At 64.4% G+C, this 24017-nt stretch carries 15 protein-coding genes; 8 read left to right on the top strand and 7 right to left on the bottom strand.

Translation table 11 applies throughout. The features are described from left to right. Positions 1–24: 24 nt before the first annotated feature. From N800_RS16510 to N800_RS16505, 4 genes are all read right to left on the bottom strand, one after another. Entirely contained in the window at positions 25–468 is a 444-nt protein-coding gene (locus N800_RS16510; protein ID WP_232227503.1) for a DUF411 domain-containing protein, read from the bottom strand. Positions 469–719: 251 nt separating this feature from the next. Then, positions 720–1613 (bottom strand): copper resistance protein B, encoded by an 894-nt coding sequence (locus tag N800_RS00605; RefSeq protein ID WP_036133535.1) that lies wholly within the window; start codon positions 1611–1613, stop codon positions 720–722. Beyond that, a complete protein-coding gene (locus N800_RS00600; RefSeq protein ID WP_036133532.1) occupies positions 1610–3514 on the bottom strand; it encodes a copper resistance system multicopper oxidase in 1905 nt (634 codons plus the stop codon). Before N800_RS00600 ends, N800_RS00605 begins: the two co-directional genes overlap by 4 nt. A gap of 160 nt (positions 3515–3674) precedes the next feature. Next, positions 3675–4061 carry a CopL family metal-binding regulatory protein gene (locus N800_RS16505; protein WP_198032434.1) on the bottom strand — a complete coding sequence of 129 codons (387 nt, stop codon included), beginning with the start codon at positions 4059–4061 and terminating at the stop codon, positions 3675–3677. A 180-nt stretch (positions 4062–4241) separates the two neighbouring features. Between N800_RS16505 and N800_RS00590 the strand changes: the two genes are divergently transcribed. Together N800_RS00590 and N800_RS00585 are read left to right on the top strand one after the other, a co-directional pair. Further along, positions 4242–5045, top strand: coding sequence for a 4'-phosphopantetheinyl transferase family protein (locus N800_RS00590; protein ID WP_036133526.1), 804 nt, complete (start codon positions 4242–4244; stop codon positions 5043–5045). 181 nt (positions 5046–5226) lie between these two features. After that, the gene (locus tag N800_RS00585) at positions 5227–6624 is read left to right on the top strand and encodes a TIGR03013 family XrtA/PEP-CTERM system glycosyltransferase (protein ID WP_052107770.1); all 1398 of its coding nucleotides are present in this window, start codon (positions 5227–5229) and stop codon (positions 6622–6624) included. 49 nt (positions 6625–6673) lie between these two features. On the opposite strand, the gene N800_RS00580 is transcribed toward N800_RS00585, so the two are convergent. Next, positions 6674–7474: a hypothetical protein gene (locus N800_RS00580; protein ID WP_036133523.1), complete on the bottom strand. Its 801-nt coding sequence runs from the start codon at positions 7472–7474 to the stop codon at positions 6674–6676. Between the two features lie 171 nt (positions 7475–7645). Next, positions 7646–8062: a J domain-containing protein gene (locus tag N800_RS00575; RefSeq protein ID WP_036133520.1), complete on the bottom strand. Its 417-nt coding sequence runs from the start codon at positions 8060–8062 to the stop codon at positions 7646–7648. A 227-nt stretch (positions 8063–8289) separates the two neighbouring features. Here N800_RS00575 and N800_RS00570 point away from each other — a divergent pair, with 227 nt between their 5' ends. The 6 genes from N800_RS00570 to N800_RS00545 are packed head-to-tail and all read left to right on the top strand — an operon-like array spanning position 8290 to position 21643. After that, on the top strand, positions 8290–13377 hold the full coding sequence (locus N800_RS00570) for a type I polyketide synthase (protein WP_084087001.1): 5088 nt from the start codon (positions 8290–8292) through the stop codon (positions 13375–13377). Continuing rightward, positions 13374–16709, top strand: coding sequence for a non-ribosomal peptide synthetase (locus tag N800_RS00565; protein WP_052107768.1), 3336 nt, complete (start codon positions 13374–13376; stop codon positions 16707–16709). The genes N800_RS00570 and N800_RS00565 overlap by 4 nt, the downstream gene beginning before the upstream one ends. Then, a complete protein-coding gene (locus tag N800_RS15125) occupies positions 16699–17493 on the top strand; it encodes an alpha/beta hydrolase family protein (protein ID WP_156962814.1) in 795 nt (264 codons plus the stop codon). Before N800_RS00565 ends, N800_RS15125 begins: the two co-directional genes overlap by 11 nt. Further along, positions 17490–18332, top strand: coding sequence for an alpha/beta fold hydrolase (locus tag N800_RS15120; RefSeq protein ID WP_156962813.1), 843 nt, complete (start codon positions 17490–17492; stop codon positions 18330–18332). Before N800_RS15125 ends, N800_RS15120 begins: the two co-directional genes overlap by 4 nt. After that, entirely contained in the window at positions 18329–20074 is a 1746-nt protein-coding gene (locus N800_RS00550) for a glucosamine inositolphosphorylceramide transferase family protein (RefSeq protein ID WP_036133516.1), read from the top strand. Before N800_RS15120 ends, N800_RS00550 begins: the two co-directional genes overlap by 4 nt. Positions 20075–20122: 48 nt before the next feature. After that, positions 20123–21643 (top strand): oligosaccharide flippase family protein, encoded by a 1521-nt coding sequence (locus tag N800_RS00545; protein ID WP_084086998.1) that lies wholly within the window; start codon positions 20123–20125, stop codon positions 21641–21643. An 89-nt stretch (positions 21644–21732) separates the two neighbouring features. Here N800_RS00545 and N800_RS00540 read toward each other — a convergent pair whose 3' ends face one another. Then, positions 21733–23844 (bottom strand): choice-of-anchor Q domain-containing protein, encoded by a 2112-nt coding sequence (locus tag N800_RS00540; RefSeq protein ID WP_198032433.1) that lies wholly within the window; start codon positions 23842–23844, stop codon positions 21733–21735. Between the last annotated feature and the right edge of the window lie 173 nt (positions 23845–24017).

The raw sequence follows: 24017 nt of genomic DNA, 5'->3' as shown, positions 1-24017 counted from the left end.
CTCCTTGGAACGTCACGTTCGCCGTCAATTTCCGTGGCGCGAGAATGGCGAAGTGGAACCGTCCTGGGCCACCAGCTCCACCGCATACGGCTGCACGCGGCCATCTGGGGTCTCCATGCCAGGGGAGCCCAGCGGCATGCCCGGGACGGCGAGGCCCTTGGCGTTGGGTTTCTCGGCCAGCAGACGCTTCACATCCTCGGCCGGAACATGGCCCTCGATGAAGTAGCCACCCACTTCGGCGGTGTGGCAGGATCCCTTGCCGTAAGGAACGCCAACACGTTCCTTCACCGGGGTCATATCGTCCACGTCGTGGATTTCAACCTTGAAACCCGCGTCCTGCATATGCTCCACCCAGAGGTGGCAGCAGCCGCAGCTGGGCGTCTTGGTCACCACCAGCAGGGGCAAGGCCGCAGGCGACAGCGCCTTGCCAACCGCAGGCGCGGCTGCTCCGCCAATGCCGTTGGGCAGGTCCGCAGCAGCCGACGTCGCAACGGTGGCGGTGGCCTCTGCGGGTGCAACGGTTTGCGTCGCCGCAGCCTCCTCTCCGACGACGGGGGACGGTGGCTGGCTGGCGCCGCTTGCCGCGGGAGCCGCATCCACAGTTGCAGCGCCAGCGGCCTGCGGTGAGGAGGCGCCACCGCAGCCCGTCAGGCCAACGCCCAGCGCGAGCGAGATGGCAAGGGATAGTGGTAGATGTTGCCTGGACATGTTCGTTCTCCTCAGAACCAGGTGCGCAATCCGACGACAAGCCGGGTATCAGTGACGGGCTCGCCCTCTGCCTTGCGTAGATCTGCAGTCGAACCAAACGCGCGCTCATGCACCACGCCGACATACGGTGCGAAGCGGCGGGTGAACTCATAGCGCAGACGCAGGCCCGCCTCGGCCTTTGACAGGCCGCTGCCGACACCACGCGCCTCATCGTCCTTGGCTGCAAAATCGACCTCAACCAGTGGTTGCAGGATCAGGCGATTGGTGAGCAGCAGTTCGTACTCTGCCTCGACATTGGCCTCCACGCGACCACCGTCACCCACGTAGGCGGTCGCCTGCACCTCGAACTTGTACGGCGCGAGGCCCTGCACGCCGAGCGCAGCCCAGCTACGTGACGGACCCGGTCGGGTCTCCTGCCGCACACCACCGACCACGTCCCACCAAGCGGAGACACTGCGGCCGTACAGCACTTCGATATCTGCGGACTCGGTGTGGCCACCGAGACGTTCGCCCTCACTGCGCAGCCAGAGCCGATTGAGGTCCGTACCAAACCATGCGGTGGCCTCCCATGCCTGACCAGTCCCGCCGTCGGCATCCCAGCCCTCCAATCGATTGATGCCCACGTACCAGTTGAACGCTGGTGCATGCTCCATGTGCTTGTGCAGGTCAGGGAAGGCTGCAGCGCGATCCGCGTCATTCAGTTCAGGGATTGGCGTGATGGGCGCGCTGGAATCGGAAGCCTCACTCGACTTCGCATGGCCAGCATGGGCCGCGTGCTGGTCTTCCTGGCTCGATTGCGGGGTGGTGTGGCCCTGGTGACCCGAATGGTCCTGTGCCAGGGCGGCACCGGATAGTTGCATGGCGACCGAGAGCGCCAACAATGCCAAAGCAGGGGAGCGGTTCATGCGCCTTCCTCCACGCGCACTTCGCGCATCATGCCTGCTTCCATATGCAACAGCAGGTGGCAGTGGAATGCCCAGCGTCCCAGTGCATCGGCACGCACGCGGTAACTGCGCCGCGTGCCGGGCGGGATGTCCACGGTGTGCTTGCGCAGGTGGAACTCGCCCTGTTCGTTCTCCAGGTCACTCCACATCCCATGCAGGTGAATGGGGTGCGTCATCATCGTGTCGTTGACCAGCACGATGCGCATGCGTTCGCCATAGTTGAGCCGCAGCGGCGCGGCATCCATGAACTTCTGACCATTGAACGACCATGCGAACTTCTCCATGTGGCCAGTCAGGTGCAGTTCGATCTCGCGGCTGGGTTCGCGGCCATCGGGGTCGTTGAACAGGCTGCGCATGTCGGCATAGGTCAGCACCTTGCGTCCGTTGTTGCGTAAACCGATGCCTGGGTCATCCAGCTTCGGTGAAACGGCCATCGCTTGCATGTCGACCAGTGGGTTGCCGTTCTCGGTGGCAGGATGCTGGACCATGCCGCTGGCCTGGGCGACGCCGTGGCCGGCATGCGCGTCCTGGGCGGAGGTGCCGCCACCGCCGGCCATCCCTGCCATGCCGCTACCGCAACTGCCCTCGGCGCCCTTCATCGAAGCACCACAGCCACCCTCCATGCCCTTCATCGAAGCGCCGCAGCCACCTTCCATGCCCTTGGCGGCAGGCGCGCTGCCCATGCCCATCGCAACGCCGCAGCCGCCTTCCATCGCCTTGCCGTGTCCACCGTGTCCACCATGCCCCATGTCGTCCATGGTCAACAGCGGACGCGGATCAAGGCTGGGGAGCGGGGCTTCCAGGCCTTTGCGCACGGCCAACGTTCCGCGCGCGTAGCCGGTCCGTCCCATGTCCTGCGCGAAAATGGTGAACGCGTCCTGGCCCGCGGGTTCCACGAGCACATCGAACGTCTCCGCGACGGCAATACGGAACTCGTCGACGGTGACCGGATGGATGTACTGGCCGTCGGCGGCCACGACCGTCATCTTCAGCCCTGGGATGCGTACGTCGAAGTACGTCATCGCCGAGCCGTTGATGAAGCGCAGCAGCACCTTCTCGCCGGGGCGGAACAGGCCGGTCCAATTGCCCGCAGGCGCTGCGCCGTTCATCAGGTAAGTGTACGTGTGGGCGTTGACGTCCGAGATGTCGGTTGGCGTCATCCGCATGCGTCCCCACATCCCACGGTCCTCCAACGCGGCGGACAGGCCATCCTGGCGCACGTCGCGCATGAAGTCGCCGACGGTGCGCTTGTAGTAGTTGTCATGCTCCGCCATTTTCTTCATGCGGCGGAAGAGGGCGACCGGATCCATGTCGGTCCAGTCCGACAGCAGCACGACATGCTCGCGGTCATAGCGGAACGGTGCCGGCTCCCGCGGATCCACGATGATGGCGCCGTACAGCCCCGCTTGTTCCTGCAGCATGGAATGGCTGTGGTACCAGTACGTGCCTGCCTGGTTCAGTTGGAATTGGTACGTATAGGTCTCGCCGGGCGCGATGCCGTCAAAACTCAGGCCGGGCACGCCGTCCATGTTGGCGGGCAGGATGATCCCGTGCCAGTGGATGGAGGAATAGGCATCGCGCAGGTGGTTGGCCACGCGCAGCGTCACCGTATCGCCTTCGCGCCAACGCAGGGTGGGCGCAGGCAGCGAGCCATTGACGGTGGTCGCCATCCGGGCACGTCCGGTGAAATCCACGGGCGACCGGCCAATGGCGAGATCGAATTCGGTGCCCCGCAGCTGAGGCACCTCGGGAGCCGTCTGGCCCTTCGCCGCGAGCGCCGGCCATCCCGCCAACCCGAAGGTGGAGGCGACACCGCCTACGGCAAGACCAGTAACGAACCGACGACGCGACAGGTCTGCCATCGGGCGGCCTGCCGAACCGGAGAACTTGGAAATTGACACGGAAACTCCACTGATTGCTTGAACGAGGCCCATGCAGGGAAGGGCGCACGGCCGGCGATGCGCGCTTGTAGGCAACCTGGGGCCGCGCGGATGCCGGCGACTGGGGACAATCCAGCTGGAATCAGGCTATTGGTGGCCGGACCGGGTGCGGAAGCGGCGGGTCGACGCGGTCTCGCGTGGGTCGCTCCCCCGGCGGCGGTGCCATTTCAGGGAAGGAGGTCGCCAGCAGAGCTGGCACGACGACGGCCGGCACGATCTGTGTGCAGGCGTCGTCACATTGGTCCGGAGCGCAACAATCCACCGGGTCCGGGTCGTTGCAGTGGTCCGCCGACGCCATCGCGTGGTCGGGCGTGGCTGCTGTTGCCTTGGCGTGATCGCCTTGGGCGGTGTGCAGGACCGGCGCCATCGCGCCCAGCGGCATGCGCAGGGACGCCATGGATGCCCCGATCCCATTGAGGACCAGGCACAACACCAACAACAATCGCGGTAGCAGGCGCACCCAAGGCATGGCCCCCATAGTGTACGCCCGACGGGGTCCATGTCACTCCTGAACCTGACCGCCGCGTGAGCTGAACGGACTTCCCGCGGCGGCACCGGTCAAGGGCCATTTGCGCCAATCGCCTGACCTGTTCATGTCGGGCACCACGTTGGCCCATGCAGTCACCCGTGAAACACCGGCGGTGCGGGCATGCTGGCAATGAATTCGCATGGGCTGCCCGGGCGGCTGCCGGTCAGCGGCCTGACGGCGACCTTTCTCGGTGCGAGACCCGCATCCGCAATTGACGAGCTTGCGGCGCGGGGCATTTTCATCGGCCTGGTTGACCTGGGTGAGTGGCACCCGTGGGTAGACGAGGCGACCAGACTCTTGAGCCCGGACGAGCGCGATCGCGTCGCGCGCTGTCGTTCGCCGGCCGACCGATCGGCGCTGGCCTTGACCTATGCCCTCCATCGTCTGCTGCTGGGACAGGCGTTGCACTGTGACGCCGCGGCGGTTCCCGTGGCCCGCGACGAGGCGGGCGCCCCCCGGCTCCTTGGCTGCCTGCACGCCACCAGCCTGAGTCATGCAGGACGTCGAGCGGCCGCATTTGCCATCACCATGACGGGCCCGGTGGGCGTCGATCTGGAGCCAGTGACGCGCACCGCGATCATGCAAGAGTTGGCCGACTGGGTCCGACATCCGGCAGATGCGGACGGAATCGCCGCCAGCGGTGAGGGCGGATACGGCCAGGCACTCCTTGAGCTTTGGGTCCGCAAGGAGGCCTTCCTGAAAGCCGCCGGGGTGGGCATGAGCCGTGAAATGAATACGTTCCCCGCACCCGACAAGGCATTGCTGCCTCTGCCGGACGGCCGCTGGAGCGAGGTGCGCCTCATCGAGGCGGGGCCGCAATGGGTCGCGGCCATCGCCGGCACGCCTGGAGTGCCCATCCACTGTGCCTGGTTGCACCCGCGTCCGGCGCAGCAGGCTGGGCAGAACCATCAGGCCGCATGCTGATGTGCCCCGTCGCTCGCGGTCGGCGGCCGACGCGCTCCTCCCTCCCCGTTACCCGATAGGGAGACATCCGAGAGATGTCTGACAACCGCCCTGTCATCGCGAGCATCTTGCCCTGACGAGGCACGAAGGCACACGCATGGCGGAGCTCCGAGGGGCGACGGCTGCAAACTGAGGGGACGAAATGAGCATTGCCCTGGCCAGCCGCAAGAGCCGCGGCATATTGGTGCTGTGGCTGATGGAGGTGCTGTTGTTGGTCGCCGCCGTGGCGGCTGCCGCGTGGCTTCGCTTCATGGGTGACAGCGAAGGTTATGGACTGTTCCTGTCCCAGGACGCCCTGTCGCGGTCGATCATCTTCTCAATGTTCATCACCGTCTCGATGGTGGCTTTCGGGCTGTACCAGGTGCACGTGCGCCACAACCGGATGGAGTTCGTGATCCGGCTGCTGCTCTCATTCGTATTCGGCGGCATTGCGTTGCTGGTGTTCTACTACTTGCTTCCGCGTGCCTACATCGGCCGTGGCGTGCTGGCAATGGCGTTACTGATCGGTTTTGTCGGAATCGGCCTGCTTCGCCTGGCAGCCCAACGCCTGCTCCGGACGGACGTGTTTCGGCGTCGCATCCTGGTGCTGGGGGCAGGGGAGAACGCCGACCTCATCAACAATCGCATGCGCAGGCGGTCCGACCGCGCCTCGTTCGTGGTGGTGGGCTTCCTCCCGGTGCGCGGGCAACCCGTTCATGTCCAACAGAACCTGCTGCTCAAGACCGACTTTTCGCTTTCCGAAATCGCAGAGTGGCTACAGGTCTACGAAATCGTCATCGCGCCAGACGAACGACGAGGCGGTCTGCCGATGGAGGAGATGCTGAAATGCGCGCAACGCGGCATCACCATCACGGACCTTTCCACGTTTTTCGAACGGGAAGCCGGCATGGTCAAGTTGGACATCGCCGATCCATCCTGGCTGGCCTTTTCGGGTGGATTTGATCACTCGGTGCCGCGACGCCTCAACAAGCGATTCTTCGACCTGGCCGCAGCCGGGACGCTGCTGTTGATGGCTTGGCCGGTGATGTTGCTTGTTGCGGCCTGTATCGCACTGGAGTCCCGCGGCCCCATCCTGTACCGACAGACACGGGTGGGCGAGAACGGCCACCATTTCGAGCTGATCAAGTTCAGAAGCATGCGGACGGACGCCGAGTCCGACGGCGTGGCCCGCTGGGCAAGCCGAGGCGATGACCGCACCACGCGCGTGGGTCGCCTGATCCGCCTGGTCCGGCTGGACGAACTACCGCAGTTGTTCAATATCCTGAAAGGCGACATGAGCTTCGTCGGGCCACGCCCCGAACGGCCGCCATTCGTCGACCTGCTTGCCCAGGAGGTCCGCTACTACAACGTTCGGCACTGCGTTAAGCCCGGCCTGACGGGCTGGGCGCAACTGCGCTATCCCTACGGAGCGTCGGTGCAGGACGCTGAAGAAAAGCTGACGTTCGATCTGTTTTACGTCAAGAACCATGGCCTGGTATTTGACCTGATGATCCTGCTACAGACGGTGGAAATCGTGCTGTTTCACCGCGGATCACGATAAGGCGGGCGTGGAGTGCCGAAGGCGAATTGGTGGGGTGGGCACTTCGGCGTTACTCGCCCCCACCCGACTCCAGCACCTGGCCGCCAGGCTGACGCGTCTGCGGGCCCACGGACGCTACCGAGGACGCACGCCGCGTGGCCGCGAGCTCCATGGAGATCCCGCCTTGCTGCGTGGCGATGAAGTCGAGCAGGGTATGGATGAGCACGATGACGCCGATCATTTCCATGCCTTCCTCAAGGCTGACCATGGCGTGATAGACGATATTCCGGTGACCTTGGTCTTCACGCCACCAGCCCTCCATGAGTTCGATCCCGAGCGCGCCACCAAGGTAGATCGCCGCCGAAACAAAGAGCATGACACCCGTCCGCCGGGGAAGGCGGAACAGGAACGGAACGAAGAAGACCGCAAGCGCGGCGACCAGGAGCAGACCCGGAATAACCCAGGCGAAATAGAAGATTCCCAGTTGCTCCATTCCAAAGGCCTGGCCCAGCAGGCGGCGCAACGGCTCGATGACCCGCTCATGCAAGGAAAGCGACTCATCCACGGCCATGAGCGCGAATCCACCCGTTAGCACGACCCACTTTGCCGCGTCCGGGCTGCCGCGCCGACGCTCGAAGAGGGCGATGTACGCAAGTACCGCCGACGCCGTGAACAGTAGCAACGTGGAAAACAGCGCTGGAACGTTGTTCTCCTTGTCCAGGCTCATCAGCACAAGACCCACTACATCTTCCTTTTGGACGGCAAGGCGGTAGGTCTGCATGGCGATATTGATGACCACCAGCAGCACGGCCACCCAGGCAAGGCGCCGGCAGATCACCGATGGATCGAGCCGGATGTTGGGTGTCTCCATCAGGGGGTCCCCCGGGCGGGTTGGACGCCACCGGGCGCCGTTGCTTCCGTGAGTGAAAACGCCAGCCCCCGCCAGGTCCGGTCAGGAGTCACACGGGCGGCAAGCATCCAGCCCCGCGAGAACGAGAAGCGATCGGCCGCGATTGGTTCGCCGGCTGTGGTCCTCAATGCACTATCTGAGCCACTCGCCGGAAACCAGCGCCAATACCCCGAACACCAGCACCAGGAACACAACGGCAACGCCCAGCGTAATCCTGGTGCCATGCGGTTCATCGTGATGTTCCATGGGAACGGGCAAACGGTCGGGGTTGGCTCCGGACGCCACCGCCAGCGCTCGTTGCGCCCCGCCGCCCCGACGGGGCGGCGCGCCGGGCAAGCGTCCGTACCTGCGATGAAAACGGCTGGCCGTCGTGTACAACGCGATCAGATCGCGCAATGCCGCGGCGGACTCCGCGGATTGGTGCGAAGTCGATGCGCCGTGCGGATGCAGCTCCGCGATCTGCCTGCGATAGGCCAGTTGGAGCTCGGCCAGCGTGCAGTCCGGCCTGAGCCCCAACTCCGAGTACAGCAATGTCAGGTCGGGTTTCATCGGGCGTTTCTCGTCTGATCATTCAAGACCACCACCCGCTCAGAGTAAAGCCCGGGCCCCTGCCTTCCGGCGTGGCCGCATGGCCACGGTCGTCCCGTTTCCAAACAAGTCAGCGCGATCATCATGACCGGCCGGTGGAAGGCCGTCCCCAATGGGGGGAACGGCGATAGACGGCCTAACCGGCAGCCTCGTCGAGGTCGGAGCTAGCGCCATCTTGGGAGGGGCGCATGAGCGAACAATCCGGGAAGCCGTTGCCGCCTCAAGGCGTGTCCGACGGGGCGGGCTGCATTCATGAACGGGTGGCGCGGCAGGCGGCGGCAACCCCCGACGCGATCGCGGTCAGTTGCGACGGCGCCATCCTGACGTACGGCGAACTGAACCACCGGGCCAACCAGTTGGCGCATCGCCTGCGCAGCCTGGGGGTAGGCCCGGATTCGCTGGTGGCGATAGCGCTGGAACGGTCACCGGAAATGGTGGTGGGCCTGCTGGGCATCCTGAAGTCCGGCGGCGCCTACCTGCCGGTTGATGCGGCGTACCCGGCCGAGCGGATCGAGTTCATGCTGGACGACGCCAAGCCCACCGCGCTGTTGACGTCGGCATCGCATCTGCCGCTGTTGCCCCAACGCGACCTGCCAACCCTGCTGATGGACCCAGACTGGACGGAGTTTGCGTCGTGGCCGGGGCATGACCCCGAACCGGTGGCAATGGGTCAAAACTTGGCCTATGTGATCTATACCTCCGGGTCCACCGGCAAGCCCAAGGGCTGCTTGTTGACCCACGCCAACGTGGCGAGGTTGTTCACGTCGACCCAAGCCTGGTTCGAGTTTGGGCCCGATGACGTCTGGACCTTCTTCCACTCCCACGCGTTCGACTTCTCGGTGTGGGAAATCTGGGGGGCGCTGGTGCATGGCGGTCGGGTGGTTGTCGTGCCCTACCTGACGAGCCGGTCGCCCGAGCTGTTCCATGACCTCCTGGTGCGTGAAGGCGTCACGGTCCTCAATCAGACGCCATCGGCCTTCAAGGCGCTCATTCACGCCGACCAGGTGTCCGGCACCGAGCCCTCTGCCTTGTCGTTGCGCTACGTGATTTTCGGTGGGGAGGCGCTTGAATTGCAGATGCTGCGTCCGTGGGTGCAGCGGCATGGCGAGCAACGCCCCCGGTTGATCAACATGTTCGGCATCACCGAGACGACCGTCCATGTGACGTACCGGCCAATCGGCCTTGGAGACATCGAGCGGAACCTCGGAAGCATGATCGGGCGGCCCATTCCCGACCTTCAGTTGTACCTGCTGGACCCCTCTCGCGTGCCGGTCGAAGCCGGGGAGGTGGGTGAACTCCATGTTGCCGGGGCAGGGGTATGCCAAGGCTATCTGAACCGTCCCGAGCTGAGCGCGGAGCGGTTTTTCGACTGGCAAACGCCCGATGGGGACACCGTCCGGCTGTACAAGACCGGAGACCTGGCCAAACAGACGGCCGACGACGACCTCGAGTACCTGGGCCGAAGCGACCAACAGGTCAAGATCCGCGGGTTCCGCATCGAGACCGGCGAAATCGAGAGTGTCCTGTCCCGTCATGCTGGCGTCCGTGCATGCGCGGTGGTTGCCAGGGCGGACGGCGCCGAGGCGGAGGCACGATTGGTCGCGTACATCGTGCCCGCCGCGGAACGGCTATCGCAGACGGCGCTTCGCGCCCACCTTGGCGCGGCTCTGCCGGACTACATGATCCCAAGCGCGTTCGTCCATCTGTCTGCTTTGCCGCTTACGGAAAACGGAAAGCTGGACAGGCGGGCCCTTCCGGCGCCCGCGCGGGAGCGACCGGAGCTGTCCTACGCCGCTGAGGCGCCAATCGGGGCGTTGGAGGAGCAGCTCTGTCACCTGTGGAGCGAGGTGTTGGCAATCGATGGCCCAGGACGCCACGACAACTTCTTCGAACTGGGCGGCGACTCACTGCTTGCCACGCGCCTGCTCCACAAGCTTTGCGCCAGCGACGGTTGGCAAGGCCCGGGCCATATTCCTACGTCGGTGTTGTTCCGTAGCCCCACGCCCGCGCAACTGGCGCGGCATCTGGACGGGCGCGACACGTCAAGCATCGACCCGTCGCGGCTAGCGCGAGCCGCACCGCAAGCCACCTCCGCCTTGGCGGAGCCGATCGCGATCATTGGAATGGCAGGGCGTTTTCCTGGGGCCGCCGACGTCGAGGCCTTCTGGAACAACCTGTGCGAAGGGCGAGACACCATCACCTTCTTCGCCGCCGATGAGCTGGATACTTCCATCAGTGCCGCCGAACGGGATGACCCTGCCTACGTGAAGGCGCGCGGCATCATCGATGGCGTTGAACAGTTTGACGCTGCCTTCTTCGGGATCAGTCCCAAGGAAGCGGAACTGATGGACCCCCAGCAGCGGATCCTGCTTGAAATCGCCTGGGAATGCATCGAACGGGCCGGGTACGTGCCCGACGCCACGCCAGTTCCCGTGGGCGTGTTTGCGGGCATGTTCAATGCAAGCTATTTCCAGCGGCATGTGTCAGCCCGTCCTGACCTCATCGACAAGGTGGGCGCATTTCAGGTGATGCTCGGCAACGAGAAGGACTTCATCGCAACGCGCGTAGCCTACAAGCTCAACCTGACCGGCCCAGCGATCAGCGTACACACGGCCTGCTCGACATCGCTCGTGGCCGTCTGCCAGGCGATGGACGCCCTTCGGCTCGGCCAATGTGGCATGGCCTTGGCGGGTGGCATCACGGTCACGTGCCCGCCGCGGAGCGGTTACGTGCACCAGGAAGGCGCGATGCTGTCTCCGGATGGGCGCACGCGGGCGTTCGATGCCCAAGCACAGGGCACGGTGTTCAGCGATGGCGCTGCCATGGTAATGCTCAAGCGCCTATCCGACGCCGTCACTGATGGCGATCAGATCTTTGCCGTCATCCTTGGCGGCGCGGTCAACAACGATGGCGGCGGAAAGGCCAGCTTCACCGCGCCCAGCAGTGACGGCCAGGATGCCGTGATCACCATGGCCCAACAACGCGCAGGCGTCAGTCCGGGAAGCATCAGCTACGTCGAGACGCATGGCACCGGCACCCCCGTGGGCGATCCGATCGAGATCGAAGGGCTGACCCGCGCGTTCCGAAGGGGCACGGATGCACGTGGTTTTTGCAGGATCGGCTCAGTGAAGAGCAACGTTGGCCATCTGGTGATTGCGGCGGGCGCGACCGGACTGATCAAGACCGCGCTTTCCCTGGCCGAGCAAAAACTCCCAGCCAGCCTCCACTTCAACGCTCCCAATCCGGCCATCGATTTTGCCTCGTCGCCGTTCCTGGTGAACGCCGGGATGAGCCCGTGGCCAGCCACCGATGTGCCTCGGCGTGCGGGGGTGAGCTCCTTTGGCGTCGGGGGGACAAATGCCCACGTCGTGCTGGAAGAAGCACCACCGCTGCAGGCTTCCGAGTCCACGGAAGGCCCGCAGTTGATCGCGCTGTCTGCGCGCACGCCCGCGGCATTGGCGCGCGCAGCGGCCCGCTTGGCAGACCATCTGGACGCGCATCCAGCCGAAAACCTCGCGGACGTCGCGTGGACCCTCGCAGTCGGTCGAAAGCGCTTTCCACACCGCATCGCGGCCGTGGCCAACGATGCGCGAACTGCTGTCGAGCAGCTGCGTAGCCCCGACACTGCAGCCATGATCGCTCGTGGCAAGGCGGCGCGTGCCAGCGATACCGTCTTCATGTTCCCCGGACAAGGGGCCACCTATCCCGGCATGGGCAAGGCCCTGTATGCCAAGGAGCCTGCGTTTCGAAGTGCCGTTGACGGGTGCATGGACGCGTTCGGCGATGCGGGCGAGTTCAACCTTCGGGACTGCATGTTCAGTGACGACCCGCTGGCGATGATCCCCACTGCCATCATGCAGCCTGCGACGTTCGCCATGGAGTACGCACTGGCGGAACTCTGGATGAGTCTCGGGATCTCGCCTGCTGCCATGTTGGGGCACAGCGTCGGCGAATTTGTCGCCGCGACGCTGGCCGGGGTGTTCAGCCTGGACGATGCCATGAGACTGGTCGCCAAGCGCGGCGCATTGATGCAGGCACAGCCCGCCGGCGGCATGCTGTCGGTGCGCATGCCGCTGGACGCGCTGACGCCCAGGCTCCCCTCGGGGCTATCACTTGCCGCAGAAAATGCGCCTGGCAATTGCGTTGTGTCCGGGCCACTGGAGGCCATCTCGCGCTTCAAGGAGACGCTGGAAGCAGAGGGTGTTGCCTGCCGGCCGCTTCGCACGTCACACGCATTCCACTCTGCAATGATGGCCCCCGTGGTCGGGGCGTTCCGCGCCGAAGTGGCAGCGCTCAAGCTTTCGCCGCCACGCATTCCGATTGTCTCGACGGCCACAGGACATTGGCTGGAGGACACGCAAGCCGTGTCACCTGACTACTGGGCGGCGCACCTCCGGGAACCGGTGCGCTTCGCCTCGGCCGTCGCGACGGCTGCGGAATCCGGATCCCCAGTGCTCCTGGAGGTGGGGCCTCGCTCCACACTGAGCGCACTGGTTCGTCAGCATCCTGCGGCACAACAGCATCATGTCCACGCCGTGGCGAGCGTCGCTGACAATCCGGAGGTGGAGGCGACGTGCCTGCGTACGGCTGCTGGACAGCTGTGGTCGCGCGGTGTTGACCTTGATCCCGCGGTATTCGACCGTCGGCAGTCGCGCCACCGCGTGCGGCTTCCAACGTACCCGTTTGAGCGCCAACGCTTCTGGGTCGAAGCCGTGGCTGCGCACAACGTGGTCACGCTCCCTGTTGCCGCTGCGACCGCAGCGCCACTGTCTCCGGACGGCGAGGCAGCACCGGGAACCGTGGAGGGCAGTGCCGGCGCAGGAAGCCGGCGTGCCCGGCTGACCGAGCAGCTCAAGTGCCTGTTGGAAGACACCGCCGGCTTCAACCTCGCCGATGCAGAGGTGGAGGCCAACTTCATGGAACTCGGGCTGGACAGTCTGATGCTGACCCAGGTCGCCCTACAGCTGCAGCGCACCTTCCCGGTGCGGATCACGTTTCGCCAGCTGATGAGCGATATCAGCAGCCTGGACCGATTGGCCGAGTACCTGGACCAGCAGCTGCCGGATGAGCCCGGCCATGTACCAAAGACTGTCGACCGTGCGCCGTCGCTTGCCGAAGGCGCCGCGATCAGCGTGCGTCAAATCATGCATGGCGTCATGGCCGCGGCGTCGCCGCCGTGGCCAGGGGCCCGGCTTGGGCGTGAACCAGGGGGGCAACCAGGATGGTTCATCCCTGACCCGGATCGATCTGGAAAGTTCTTGAAGGTGGGCACATGAGCACAGTAGCCGCCGCATCGTCGCCTGCGCTGGAGCCAGTGGACTACAACCCGTTCGAGGGTGGCGAGCTGTCGCTGGTTGTCCCCACCACTGAGTCTCAGCAGGAGATCTGGTTGGCGGACCAGTTGGGGGCGGACGCGTCACTGTCCTTCAATCTATCGGTGTCGCTGCGCATGACCGGTCCGCTCGACGTCGATGCCCTGAAGCTCGCCCTTCAAGACCTGGTGGATCGGCATGATGCGCTGCGTGCCAACCTCGCCCCTGGCGGAAGGGAGCTGTGCATTCGCGACCGAATCGCGTTGCAGGTTGACATGCTCGACCTCGCCAACCTGTCGCAAGCCGCGCAGGAGGAACTGGTAAGCCGGCAGCTTTTGCGATCGGTGGAAACGCCCTTCGCCTTGGCGGTCGATCTGCTGTTCAGAGCCGAGTTGCTCCGCCTGGGGCAGCATGACCACATACTCGTGCTCACCGCGCACCACGCCATCTGTGACGGCTGGTCTTGGTGGGTGCTGGTGCGCGAGCTTGGCGCGTTGTATGGCAGTCGCCTTGGCCTTCCGGGCGAGGCATTGCCTGAACCTGCGCAATTCAGCGATTACGCGCTGTCGGCGAAGGAGTCCAGGCAAGACGGGAAGCCCACTGCCGATGAAGCCTATTGGGTAGCCCGGTTCCCTGGCCCCGCCCCGATCCTGGAGTTGCCGACCGATCATCCCCGGCCACCGGTTCGGACCTTTGCTTCAGCCCGCGTCGATCATGTGTTTGACGAACAGCTCCTCTCGATGTTGCGCCGTGCTGGCGCCAGGCGAGGGGCCAGTCTGTTCGCAACGCTGCTTGCAGGCTGGTCGGGCCTGTTGGCCCGCCTGACTGCACAAACCGATATCGTCGTTGGCATCCCGGCCGCAGGGCAGCCCAGCGCAGGGCACGATGATCTGGTCGGCCACTGTGTCAACACATTGCCGCTTCGCTTCGACGTCGATGCGTCGCAGGGGTTCGGCACCTTGGTGGACGTCGCGCAGCGCACGTTGCTCGACGCGCTCGAACACCAGTCATGCACCTTCGGCACCCTGCTGACCAAGCTTCGCATTCCGCGTGACCCGGCGCGCATGCCACTGGTCAGCGTGCTGTTCAACCTCGACCAGGCGCTGGACCAGCAAAGCACGGCGTTTGCCGGAATGTCGATGGAGTTCGACAGCAACCCCAGGCGCTTCGAAACGTTCGAGCTGTTCCTGAACGCCGTTCAGGCCAAGGGCACGTTGCGCCTGGAGTGCCAGTACAACACCGACCTCTTCGACAGGGCCACGATAGAGCGCTGGCTTGGCGCCTATGAAACCTTGCTTCGTGGGGCCGTTCAGGCCGATGCCGTTGCACTGGAACGTCTCCCACTGGTCGATGCGTTTGCCCGGGCCGAACTCGACGCGCTCCAGCCCGCCCCGACCGCATACGATGCGGGTTGCGGCATGCACCAATTCTTCGAGCGGCAATGCGATCGCACGCCCGCCCACACGGCCATAATCGCCGGAGGCGGCCAGTGGACATACGCCGAACTTGAGGCAAAGGCCAACCGGATTGCCCACGTCCTGCGCGCCGGCGGCGTCAAACGGGGGGCCTTGGTGGGGCTCGCTCTGGACCGTGGCGTAGACATGGTTGCAGCCATGCTGGCCATCCTGAAGACCGGTGCAGGCTACGTGCCTTTGGACCCGGCCTTTCCGTCCGAACGTCTTGCCTACATGGCCGCCGACGCTGGCCTGGCAATGCTGGTGACCACCAGTGACCATGCCGAACGCTTCGACTTGCGCGGTCGCCCCCTGCTGGTGCTCGACCAGCAGGACGAGCTGGTGGCCTTAGCAGCGAACACCCGGCTCGAGGTGGACGCGGCTGCAGCGAAGCCCGAAGACGCCGCTTATGTCATCTATACATCTGGATCGACAGGGCGGCCCAAGGGCGTCGTGGTCCCGCACCGTTCTGTATCCAACTTCCTGTCGGCCATGCGAGCGCAGCCGGGATTGCGAGCGCAGGACCGACTGCTCGCCATCACGACCCTGTCATTCGACATCGCGGTGCTGGAGCTGCTGTTGCCGCTCAGCGTAGGTGCATCCGTCGTCATTGCTGACCACGAGACTGCCAGCGATGGAGCCGAGCTTCTTGCCCTGCTTGGCTCCTGCGGCGCGACCGTCATGCAAGGCACGCCATCAAGCTGGCGCCTGCTCCTTGACGCCGGCTGGAGCGGGGCGAGTGGCTTCAAGGCCCTATGCGGCGGCGAGCCTATGCCGCCGGACCTGGCGGCCGAACTGGTGAACCGGTGTGGCTCGGTGTGGAATGTCTACGGGCCAACCGAAACCACGGTGTGGTCCACCAGCGCGCATATCGTCGCCTCCGTGGACGGCGGGCTGCCAGACGTGCACATCGGCACGCCCATCGCCAACACCAGCATCTGGATCCTCGATGCCCACGGCGAGCTTTGTCCGCGTGGGGTCCCTGGGGAAATCTGCATCGGCGGACAGGGTGTGACCAAGGGCTACCTGAACCGTTCGGCATTGACTGAAGAACGCTTCGTGGCCGACCAATACACGTCGCCGTCACTGAACGCGGCGACGCCGGAGGTACCCGCCTTGCTGTACCGCACGGGTGACCGGGGCCGCTGGAGGCATGACGGCCACCTTGAGCACCTGGGGCGCCTTGACACTCAGGTGAAGGTGCGCGGCTATCGGATCGAGTTGGGGGAGATCGAAGCCAACCTCGCATCCCGCCCCGAAGTTGGGCGCGCTTTGGTGATCGTGCGCGAGGACCGGCCCGGGGATCAGCGGTTGGTGGCGTATCTCGTGGCCGCACCCGGCAAAGTTGTCGACGAGGCCACGCTCAGAACCCATCTGCGGGGCCTGTTGCCAGCGTACATGCTGCCCCAGCACTTCGTGGTGCTCGATGCCATCCCCCATCTCCCAAACGGAAAGGTAGATCGGGCGGCTCTACCCGCGCCCGCGTCCAGCCAGACTGAGCCCCCAGCCACTGACACACCCACCGCGGAAGCCGACCCCAGGGTTCGCTACCTGGCGGAGGTTTGGACCGAATTGCTGGGTGTTCCCGCAACCAGCCATGACAATTTCTTTGAACTTGGTGGCCACTCCATGCTCGCCGTGCAGATGGCCGCCCGGGTCGAGCGTGAGACCGGGCACCGCATCAAGCTGATACGTCTTGGCGTCGAAACGCTCGAGCAGGTTGCCTTTGGCTTGCCGCATGCGTCCGAGGCGCGGACGTCCACCCGGACGGCGGGCACCCGACTTGGCAGCGGGCTGCGCCGGCTGCTGGGCATGGCCTCGGGAGCAAGCGATGAGCATTGACTGGGAGCCGTTCTGGATCGCATCAGGTCCGCGTCGCCTGTACGCGGCTCTCCATCCGGCGCCTGGTGCATCCTCCGTTGGAATAGTGATGGCTCCGCCCTTGCTGCACGAACTGCCGCGCACCCGACGCTTCCTGACGGAGATCGCAGCCGAGCTTGCTGCCACAGGGATGCCGTGCCTGCGCTTTGACTACCACGGCACGGGAGACTCCAGCGGCGAAGGCGAAGAACTCGACTTCAGCAGCATCAACACGGACCTGACCCTTGCGGCTTCGGCACTTCATGAGCGCACGGGTATCAGCCGACTGTGCGTACTCGCATGGCGTGGAAGCGCGCTCGCGCTCCATGGCTGGGCAGGGCGCGCCCATGCCGACCTCATCGTCCTGTGGGAGCCAGTCACGGACGGCGACGCATGGCTGCGGCAGCTGACCGAGGCCGATACACGTGAGCGCACCGTCCGCCCCCCATCGCGTCCAGGAGGCGCGCGTGTCGCGGCCGCAGACGACGGCGATCTGATGGGATTCCCGGTGTCCGCACGGCTACGCACCGACCTCGCGGAGGCCAGGGTCGAAAGCGCGCGATGGGGTAGGGCGCGCTCGTGGGCGGTAATGCGCGCCGGCATCGATGAAACACCCCGCGGCCTCGACAGGATCCTTCCGCTTCCTGACAACGCACCCGCGTTCACCATCGACGCCGCCATGGATGCGACCTTCTTCCTTACGCCAACTGTGCGCGAGCTTGTTGCTCGACTGGGTACGGCTGTGCTGACGGATGCTGCCGCATGAACGCGATCGTGGAGGCACGCCAAATGCATGCGGCTTCCGGAAGCGAGGTGTTTGTTCGTTTCGGCCCAGAGCGTCGGCTGACAGGAATCCTGAGCGGCGCGCATCACGACGGTCCAACCCTGCTATTGCCCAATGCTGGGTTGCAGCCACGCTCCGGGCCGTTCCGGCTGCATGTGCTGATGGCCGAGCACCTCGCAAATAGCGGTGTGCAATGCTTTCGCTATGACGCGCCCGGCATCGGTGAGGCGCCTCGTGTTGCCGGATGCGACGCCGTGCAGGCGAGCATCGCGGCCATTGACGCATTGCAGGCAGCCCATGGGTGCCACACGTTTGCCATCGGCGGCATCTGCAGCGCAGCGGACACCGGCTGGGAGGTCACGATCAGCGACGCAAGGGTCAGTGGGTTGTTGCTGCTCGATGGCGTCGTGTTTACAGGGCCCTGGTACCACTACGCGAAATTGCTAGGGCTTCTGCGCCGGCTGCCCAGCGAGTGGAAGCATTTCGCGAACAGGCTGCCCGCCAAATTGAAGCCCAGTGCCGGCCTCGACTCCCGCGCCTTCCGCTCATGGCCCGACAAGACGCGAGCCCGGGAGCAATTCTCAAGGATGGTGGCCCGTGACGTTCGCATGCTCTGCATCTTCAGTGGCGGCTATGCCGATCGGTTCCTGCACCATCGACAGTTCGCCTGGAGCTTCGGGCCGGATGCCAATGCTCCCGGCGTTTCCCTCCACTACTGGCCCGATTGCGATCACACGTACTTTGGACGTGCGCAGCGCGAACGTTTGATCCAAAGAACCAGCGACTGGATGCTTGGCTTTCGGCCTGGGAGGCCGTCATGAAGCATGCGAATACCGCATCGAGGACGTCCCTGTACGAAATGCCGGAGGGGCGCACCCACCCGCTCAACGTGGCCATCGTCGTGCCTCCCGTGGTCCCCGCATGGGTCCTGAAGCTCAACGAGCTCGCCGCCGACCAGGGCTGGCTCCGGTTGAGCCTGTATCCCGCAACTGCTGCTGAACTGGCGCCCGTGGTGCCCGGGCCGGGCATCATGCTCCGGGCGGCCCTGGCGCTCGAGCATGCCGCGCTGGGCCGCAGCCATGCGCTCTCTCGGGTGGCGATGCCCTTCAGGGCAGGTAGCGACGCCGCCGCGTGGCAGGACCCCACCTCATTGTTTGAGCACCTTGGAGCCCAGCGCCCCGACCTGGTCATCCTCCTGGGCCCACGTGCATGGACCCACGAGCTGTCCAGCAGGGCCTTGTACGGTTGCTGGCACGTGGAGCCCAGCCTGCTTGATGAGCGCTTCGCCGGGCTGTCATTGCTGTCACCGATGCTTCGAGGCGATCTCACCACGCGCTTGGGGCTGCGCTTGACGCCCGAGGGTGGGGACCCGATTGACCTCGCGGGAGGAACCACACAAACCCGCGCGGGTTCCTTCATCAGGCAACGTGAGGCCGCCTTCAGGAAGCTTCCTGCACTGCTGCTGCGCGCGCTGCACAGACTCGCACACGACGACGTAGCGTTGCCGGACCACGCAGTCGCAGAACTGAGTCTCCCGCCGCAGGCTCCCGTGGGCCGCGCCGCTGGCTTGGGTGCATTACTGCTGATCGCCAAGGCCGCGCTACGCCGCGCTCGGGGCAGGCGCCGGGACGGCAGTGTCGGCTGGACACTCGCCCTCCGGCTGTCTGGCCAGCCGATCGACCCATCAAAGCCTGAGCTCGGGTCGCACGCACTGCTTCGACCCGACGTCGGCTGGTGGGCGGATCCCTTTGTTGTCTGCGCCAATGAGAGACGGCTGATATTCGTTGAGGAGATGGAAGATCCCCGACTGAACAACGCCAACATCGCGTGTGTGGAGATATCCGACGGCCAGGCCCGCCGTCTTGGGACAGCACTGGACGAACCCGGGCACTTGTCCTACCCGCAAGTTCTTCACTGGCAAGGACAGTGGTACATGACCGTGGAGTCGAGCTACGACCGACGGATAAGCCTGTACCGCGCCACCAGATTTCCATTGGCGTGGTCGCGGGTTCGCGACCTGGTCAGTGGTCAGGTATGCGTAGACCCGACGTTGCACTACCAGGATGGCCACTGGTACCTGTTCACGAGCATTTCGGAGAACGAGACCAGCACCAGCGACGACCTCTTCCTCTTTGTGTCGGATGCGATAGACGGTCCGTATCGGCCACATCCTGCCTCGCCGATCGTTTGCGACGTCGGTAGGGCAAGGATGGCCGGCAAGCTGTTCGTCCACCACGGAAAGCTGATAAGGCCGGCCCAGGACTGCGGCCCATGCTACGGCAACGCCATTGTGTTCAACGAGGTGCTTGAGTTGAGCCCCTGGATTTACCGTGAACGCCCGATTTCGCGACTGGCCCACCAAATTGGCCGGGGCTCGATGGGGTGTCACACCTACAACGCGGATGGCCCGATCGAGGTGCTCGACCTGTTTGGGCGGCCACCGATCGGACAAGCCTGCCTTCACGTTGTGGATGCGCTGGATCAGGTTTCATCACCCTCAGCACCGTTCTCTGCGACAGCCCCGCGCGAGGATGTCCCTGGTCCCATTCAACTGGAGCGGTAGACCCGGCATGCCACACCGAACGCCCCCCAGGGCCGAGATCCATTCCGGATGAGCAGTACACCAGCCACTGCGGCGGCCGCAGGGGACGACATGGGGAAACCGCCTCCTCCGCGACCGGACATTGCGACGCATTACATACGCTACTCGGTCACGAATGGCGCTGTGATGCTGCTTGGGTTCATATCGTTTCCAATTCTCACGCGGTTCCTGGACAACACCGAGTTTGGAATTCTCCGCTACTACGACACGTTGATGCTGCTCGGCGTCGCGCTCATCAAGTTCGGCGCGCCGCACGCCATTGTCAGGTTTTACCCGTACGAAGGTGGGGCGGCCGAGCTCCGCCGCTTCGGCACCAACTTCGTGATGATGGCGATTGTCCTGTCCGTTGCGATGTGGGCCGTCCTCGCAACGGGACTTGTCGTAGTGAAGTGGAGCGCCGATGGGGGGCTGCATCCATTGCTCCTGATCGCGCTGACAATGATTCCACTACTCGCGGTGACCAACATCGTGCAAATGGTGATGCGTGCAAGCGAGCGATCAGACACCCTGATGTCGACCCGCATAATTGCCCGCTTCCTCGAACTGGTTTTCGTGCTGGGTGCCGTCGTCCTTGTCCAGCAGAGCGCGCTATCCGTCTACGCGGGGAAAGTAATCGCCATCGTCCTGGTGCTTGGCTGGCTGGCGTACTGGATGTATCGGAACGTATCCGTGTCGATGGGGGATATCGACGTCCGCTCGTTCCGCAACGGCTTGCTCTATGGCGTGCCCCTGATGGCCAACGAGCTATCGGCAAGCGTTCTGGCGAACATGGATCGCGTACTGATCAAGCACATCACGGGCGATTTCTCGATGGTTGGCATCTATGCCATCGGCTACGCGCTGGCCATGCAACTCAACGTCTTCATCAACGCGACCCTGTCCGAAGCCTTCACGCCGGTGGTCATGCGGACGTACGAAGCCGGAGGTAGCAGCGCCGTCCGGGAACTGAAGGCACGCATCCTTCATCCAATGACCTACGCAGTAACCGCCATCGTGGCGATGTTGCTGGTGTCGGGAGAGGACCTGTTGATCGCGTTGAGCGGCCGCGACAAATCGGCGTCCGGCGAAGTCTTTGTCGTGGTCGGCATCACCATATCGATCTATGCGATGTTTGCCATATCCAACTACGGCCTGCAGCTCAAAAAACGGACTCTCCCGGTTCTTGGAATCACGTTACTGGCAACCGCACTGAATATGGGCCTGAATTTTTTCCTGATCCCCAGGATGGGCTACATGGGCGCAGCGTGGGCCACCGCTGCCAGCTACGCCGCATTGTGCATCCTGCAGTTCCTGGTATGCCCCCGGGGACTTGCGCGTCTCCCCGAGCCAAGGACGGCGTTGATTGCCTGTGGCTGCGCGGCGGGCCTCGTGGCTGTTGCGCGTGGGCTCGACATGTTTGGGCTGGAGAATGTCTGGGCGAGGCTGGCTGCAGGCGGATTGATGTTTGTTGTCCTCTATGCCATTCCAGCATTGGCGCTGGACTCGAAGCTGCGAGCGACTGCACGAGGGCTCAAGGAAAGGCTTCTGTGAACGGGCGAGCGCACACGATTTGAGGTCGCAGCCCCATCGGAAAAAAAAGGGCCCCGCATGGCGGGGCCCATTCTGGCAATGCCGATCGCTTACTTGTAAACCGAGAAGCTGGTGGTCGCCTTGGCCACGTCGGTGCCGCTAGTAGCCGTCGACGTCACTTTGTACGTGCCAATCGAACTCGTGCCGGAGCCCGAGATGAACGAGACCGTTACGTAACCGTTACTATCAGTCTTCCCGCTCAACTCGATCGTGTTGATGTTGTTGGGCTTGAGTGCGACCAGATCGACGGATGCGCCAGACACAGGTACCGTGCCGCGCATCACCCTGGCCGTGATGTAGACGCGCTCCTTGGCCTTGTAGCTGGACTTGCTGGTCGAGAGCGCTTCCGTCATGCCTGCCGGCGCTGCCACGGTGTACGTCGCCGAAGCATTTGCGGTATGGGTGCTACCAACGCTGCTGCTCGTGCCAACACCAATCCCGTACGTGCCTGCGGACGCGGTACCGGGCGAGGTAACCGTCAGCACCGCCGAACCGGACGCGCCAGGAGCCAGCGCAAGACCCGTCGTTGACAGCGTGCCCGTCCAACCCGAAGGAACGCTCCGTGCGAGCGAGAACGTGGTGTTGCTGCACCCACTGCTGTCATTGTTCTTCACGCTGACTGAGTACTTGTTCGCCGTGCCGGCTGCCACTGCGGTGGTCGGGCCAGTCAAACCTACGGTGGGCGTGCCGCGGGTGCAGGTCGGGGTCGGGGTCGGGGTCGGGGTCGGCTCCGCACCTCCCGCCTGCACCTCGTAAGCACCGACATCGCTGGACGAACCCGACGGACGCGGCTGGAGCAGGAAGTCACTGTTGACCGCACTGTTCATCGTCACCTTGTCGATGACAGGGCTGCCCGACAGCGGTTCAGCGTCGAACGAAGCCAACGTCATGTTGCGTAACTGGGGATCCTGGGTGCAGGTCGCACCGGTCGGGCAGGACCGCACTTTCCAGCCCATGTTGCCAGAGAAGCTCTTCGCCGCCGGAGCGCCGCCACCACTGAACAACGTCTGGTTCGAGGCATTGGCGTAGTACGGGAAGCCCACGACCAGGTTGTTCTGGATGAAGATCTTGTCGGTGCTGGTGCCTTCACCGTAAGCGATCTGCGCGTCGCCTTCACCCGCGATGGTGTTGTGCCGGATGGTGGCCGTATCGTTGCCGGTCATGATCAGCAGCAACGAACTGCCATACGCGCGGCAGAGATCGCCTTCCGTCATGTAGTACTTGCCACGGAAGTAGGTGCACTGACCGACGAGCACGGAGTTCTCGACGACCGAATTGCCCTTGATCTTGACCTGGTTGCCGGCATTGGCGACCGAGTAGACCCGCCGCAGGGTAACCTTGGTGGTGTCCGCGCCGTCCATGTAACGCATATCCAGGCCGTCGGATGTGTTGTGGTGAATGAAGGCATCTTCAATCAGCCAGTTACCGCCGGTGTCAGTGGTGCCAAAGCCGTCACCGTAACCACCGGTCTGCTGCGCCCAGCAGGCCCACGGCTCGCCAGTCGACACGCGCTCACCACAACCGTTCCACGCGATCTCGATGTCGCGCATGACCATGTTGCCGGAGTTGGACCCGCCAGTGCCGATGTTGCCTTCCCAGCCGGCGCTGCCGTTCTTGTTGATCTTCAGGCGCTCCATGGTCCAGTTGCTGAGACCGCCGGCGTTGATGCCGCGGGCACCCAGGCCATGGATGTTGAGGTCATGCAGCCAGACATAGTTGGATGCACGGGCATACAGACCCACGCGAGCCCATGGCATGCTGCTGGTGCACGCTGCCGACGATACGGAATGGCCGTACACGCAGTCGCTGTTGTCGGTGATTTCGAGGTTGCCGACCTCGACGTTGGAACTGCCATCGAGGTTGAGCACGCGATGCGCGCCGCCAACGCCCACCAGCTTCGGGGTGCCGCCGTAGCCGACGACGACCGTCTTGGACGTCCTGCTGGGGCCACTGGGGATCGGCTGCATATAGCCGCCGCTGCCGAGTTGGTAGGTGCCCGGGACAATGCGCAGCGTATCGCCGCCCGCGATCCGCGCCGAACCCGAAGCGGGCAGGGCGATGATTGGGCTCTTCCAAGCACAGGACTGGCCGGTGCCACTGCCCGGATAGGCAGCATTGCTCAAGCCGTTGCACTGACTCGCGTCACCGCCGTCCGTGCGCACGTAGTAGGTCGCTGCTTGCGCCGAGCCAATGGCACCGAGGCCAATCGATAGCGCGAGAGCGAGCTTGGGCAGGTTCTGCCCGATGGGGGAATTGAACATTGGTACAGGTGTCTCCGAAGTACAAAGGGCGAGCGGTCACGAGCTCCGTCCCATCGACCGGAGGTGGAATCTAC

This window comes from Lysobacter daejeonensis GH1-9, assembly GCF_000768355.1.
Taxonomy (GTDB): domain Bacteria; phylum Pseudomonadota; class Gammaproteobacteria; order Xanthomonadales; family Xanthomonadaceae; genus Aerolutibacter; species Aerolutibacter daejeonensis.
The sequence above is the reverse complement of the archived record's forward strand: the minus strand, read 5'-3'. Positions and strand labels throughout refer to the sequence as shown.

Excerpts from the sequence above, each read along its gene's own strand:
- N800_RS00605 (WP_036133535.1), bottom strand. The coding sequence starts at position 1,613 with ATGAACCGCTCCCCTGCTTTGGCATTGTTGGCGCTCTCGGTCGCCATG.
- N800_RS00600 (WP_036133532.1), bottom strand. The coding sequence starts at position 3,514 with ATGGCAGACCTGTCGCGTCGTCGGTTCGTTACTGGTCTTGCCGTAGGC.
- N800_RS16505 (WP_198032434.1), bottom strand. The coding sequence starts at position 4,061 with ATGCCTTGGGTGCGCCTGCTACCGCGATTGTTGTTGGTGTTGTGCCTG.
- N800_RS00590 (WP_036133526.1), top strand. The coding sequence starts at position 4,242 with ATGCTGGCAATGAATTCGCATGGGCTGCCCGGGCGGCTGCCGGTCAGC.
- N800_RS00585 (WP_052107770.1), top strand. The coding sequence starts at position 5,227 with ATGAGCATTGCCCTGGCCAGCCGCAAGAGCCGCGGCATATTGGTGCTG.
- N800_RS00580 (WP_036133523.1), bottom strand. The coding sequence starts at position 7,474 with ATGGAGACACCCAACATCCGGCTCGATCCATCGGTGATCTGCCGGCGC.
- N800_RS00575 (WP_036133520.1), bottom strand. The coding sequence starts at position 8,062 with ATGAAACCCGACCTGACATTGCTGTACTCGGAGTTGGGGCTCAGGCCG.
- N800_RS00570 (WP_084087001.1), top strand. The coding sequence starts at position 8,290 with ATGAGCGAACAATCCGGGAAGCCGTTGCCGCCTCAAGGCGTGTCCGAC.
- N800_RS00565 (WP_052107768.1), top strand. The coding sequence starts at position 13,374 with ATGAGCACAGTAGCCGCCGCATCGTCGCCTGCGCTGGAGCCAGTGGAC.
- N800_RS15125 (WP_156962814.1), top strand. The coding sequence starts at position 16,699 with ATGAGCATTGACTGGGAGCCGTTCTGGATCGCATCAGGTCCGCGTCGC.
- N800_RS15120 (WP_156962813.1), top strand. The coding sequence starts at position 17,490 with ATGAACGCGATCGTGGAGGCACGCCAAATGCATGCGGCTTCCGGAAGC.
- N800_RS00550 (WP_036133516.1), top strand. The coding sequence starts at position 18,329 with ATGAAGCATGCGAATACCGCATCGAGGACGTCCCTGTACGAAATGCCG.
- N800_RS00545 (WP_084086998.1), top strand. The coding sequence starts at position 20,123 with ATGAGCAGTACACCAGCCACTGCGGCGGCCGCAGGGGACGACATGGGG.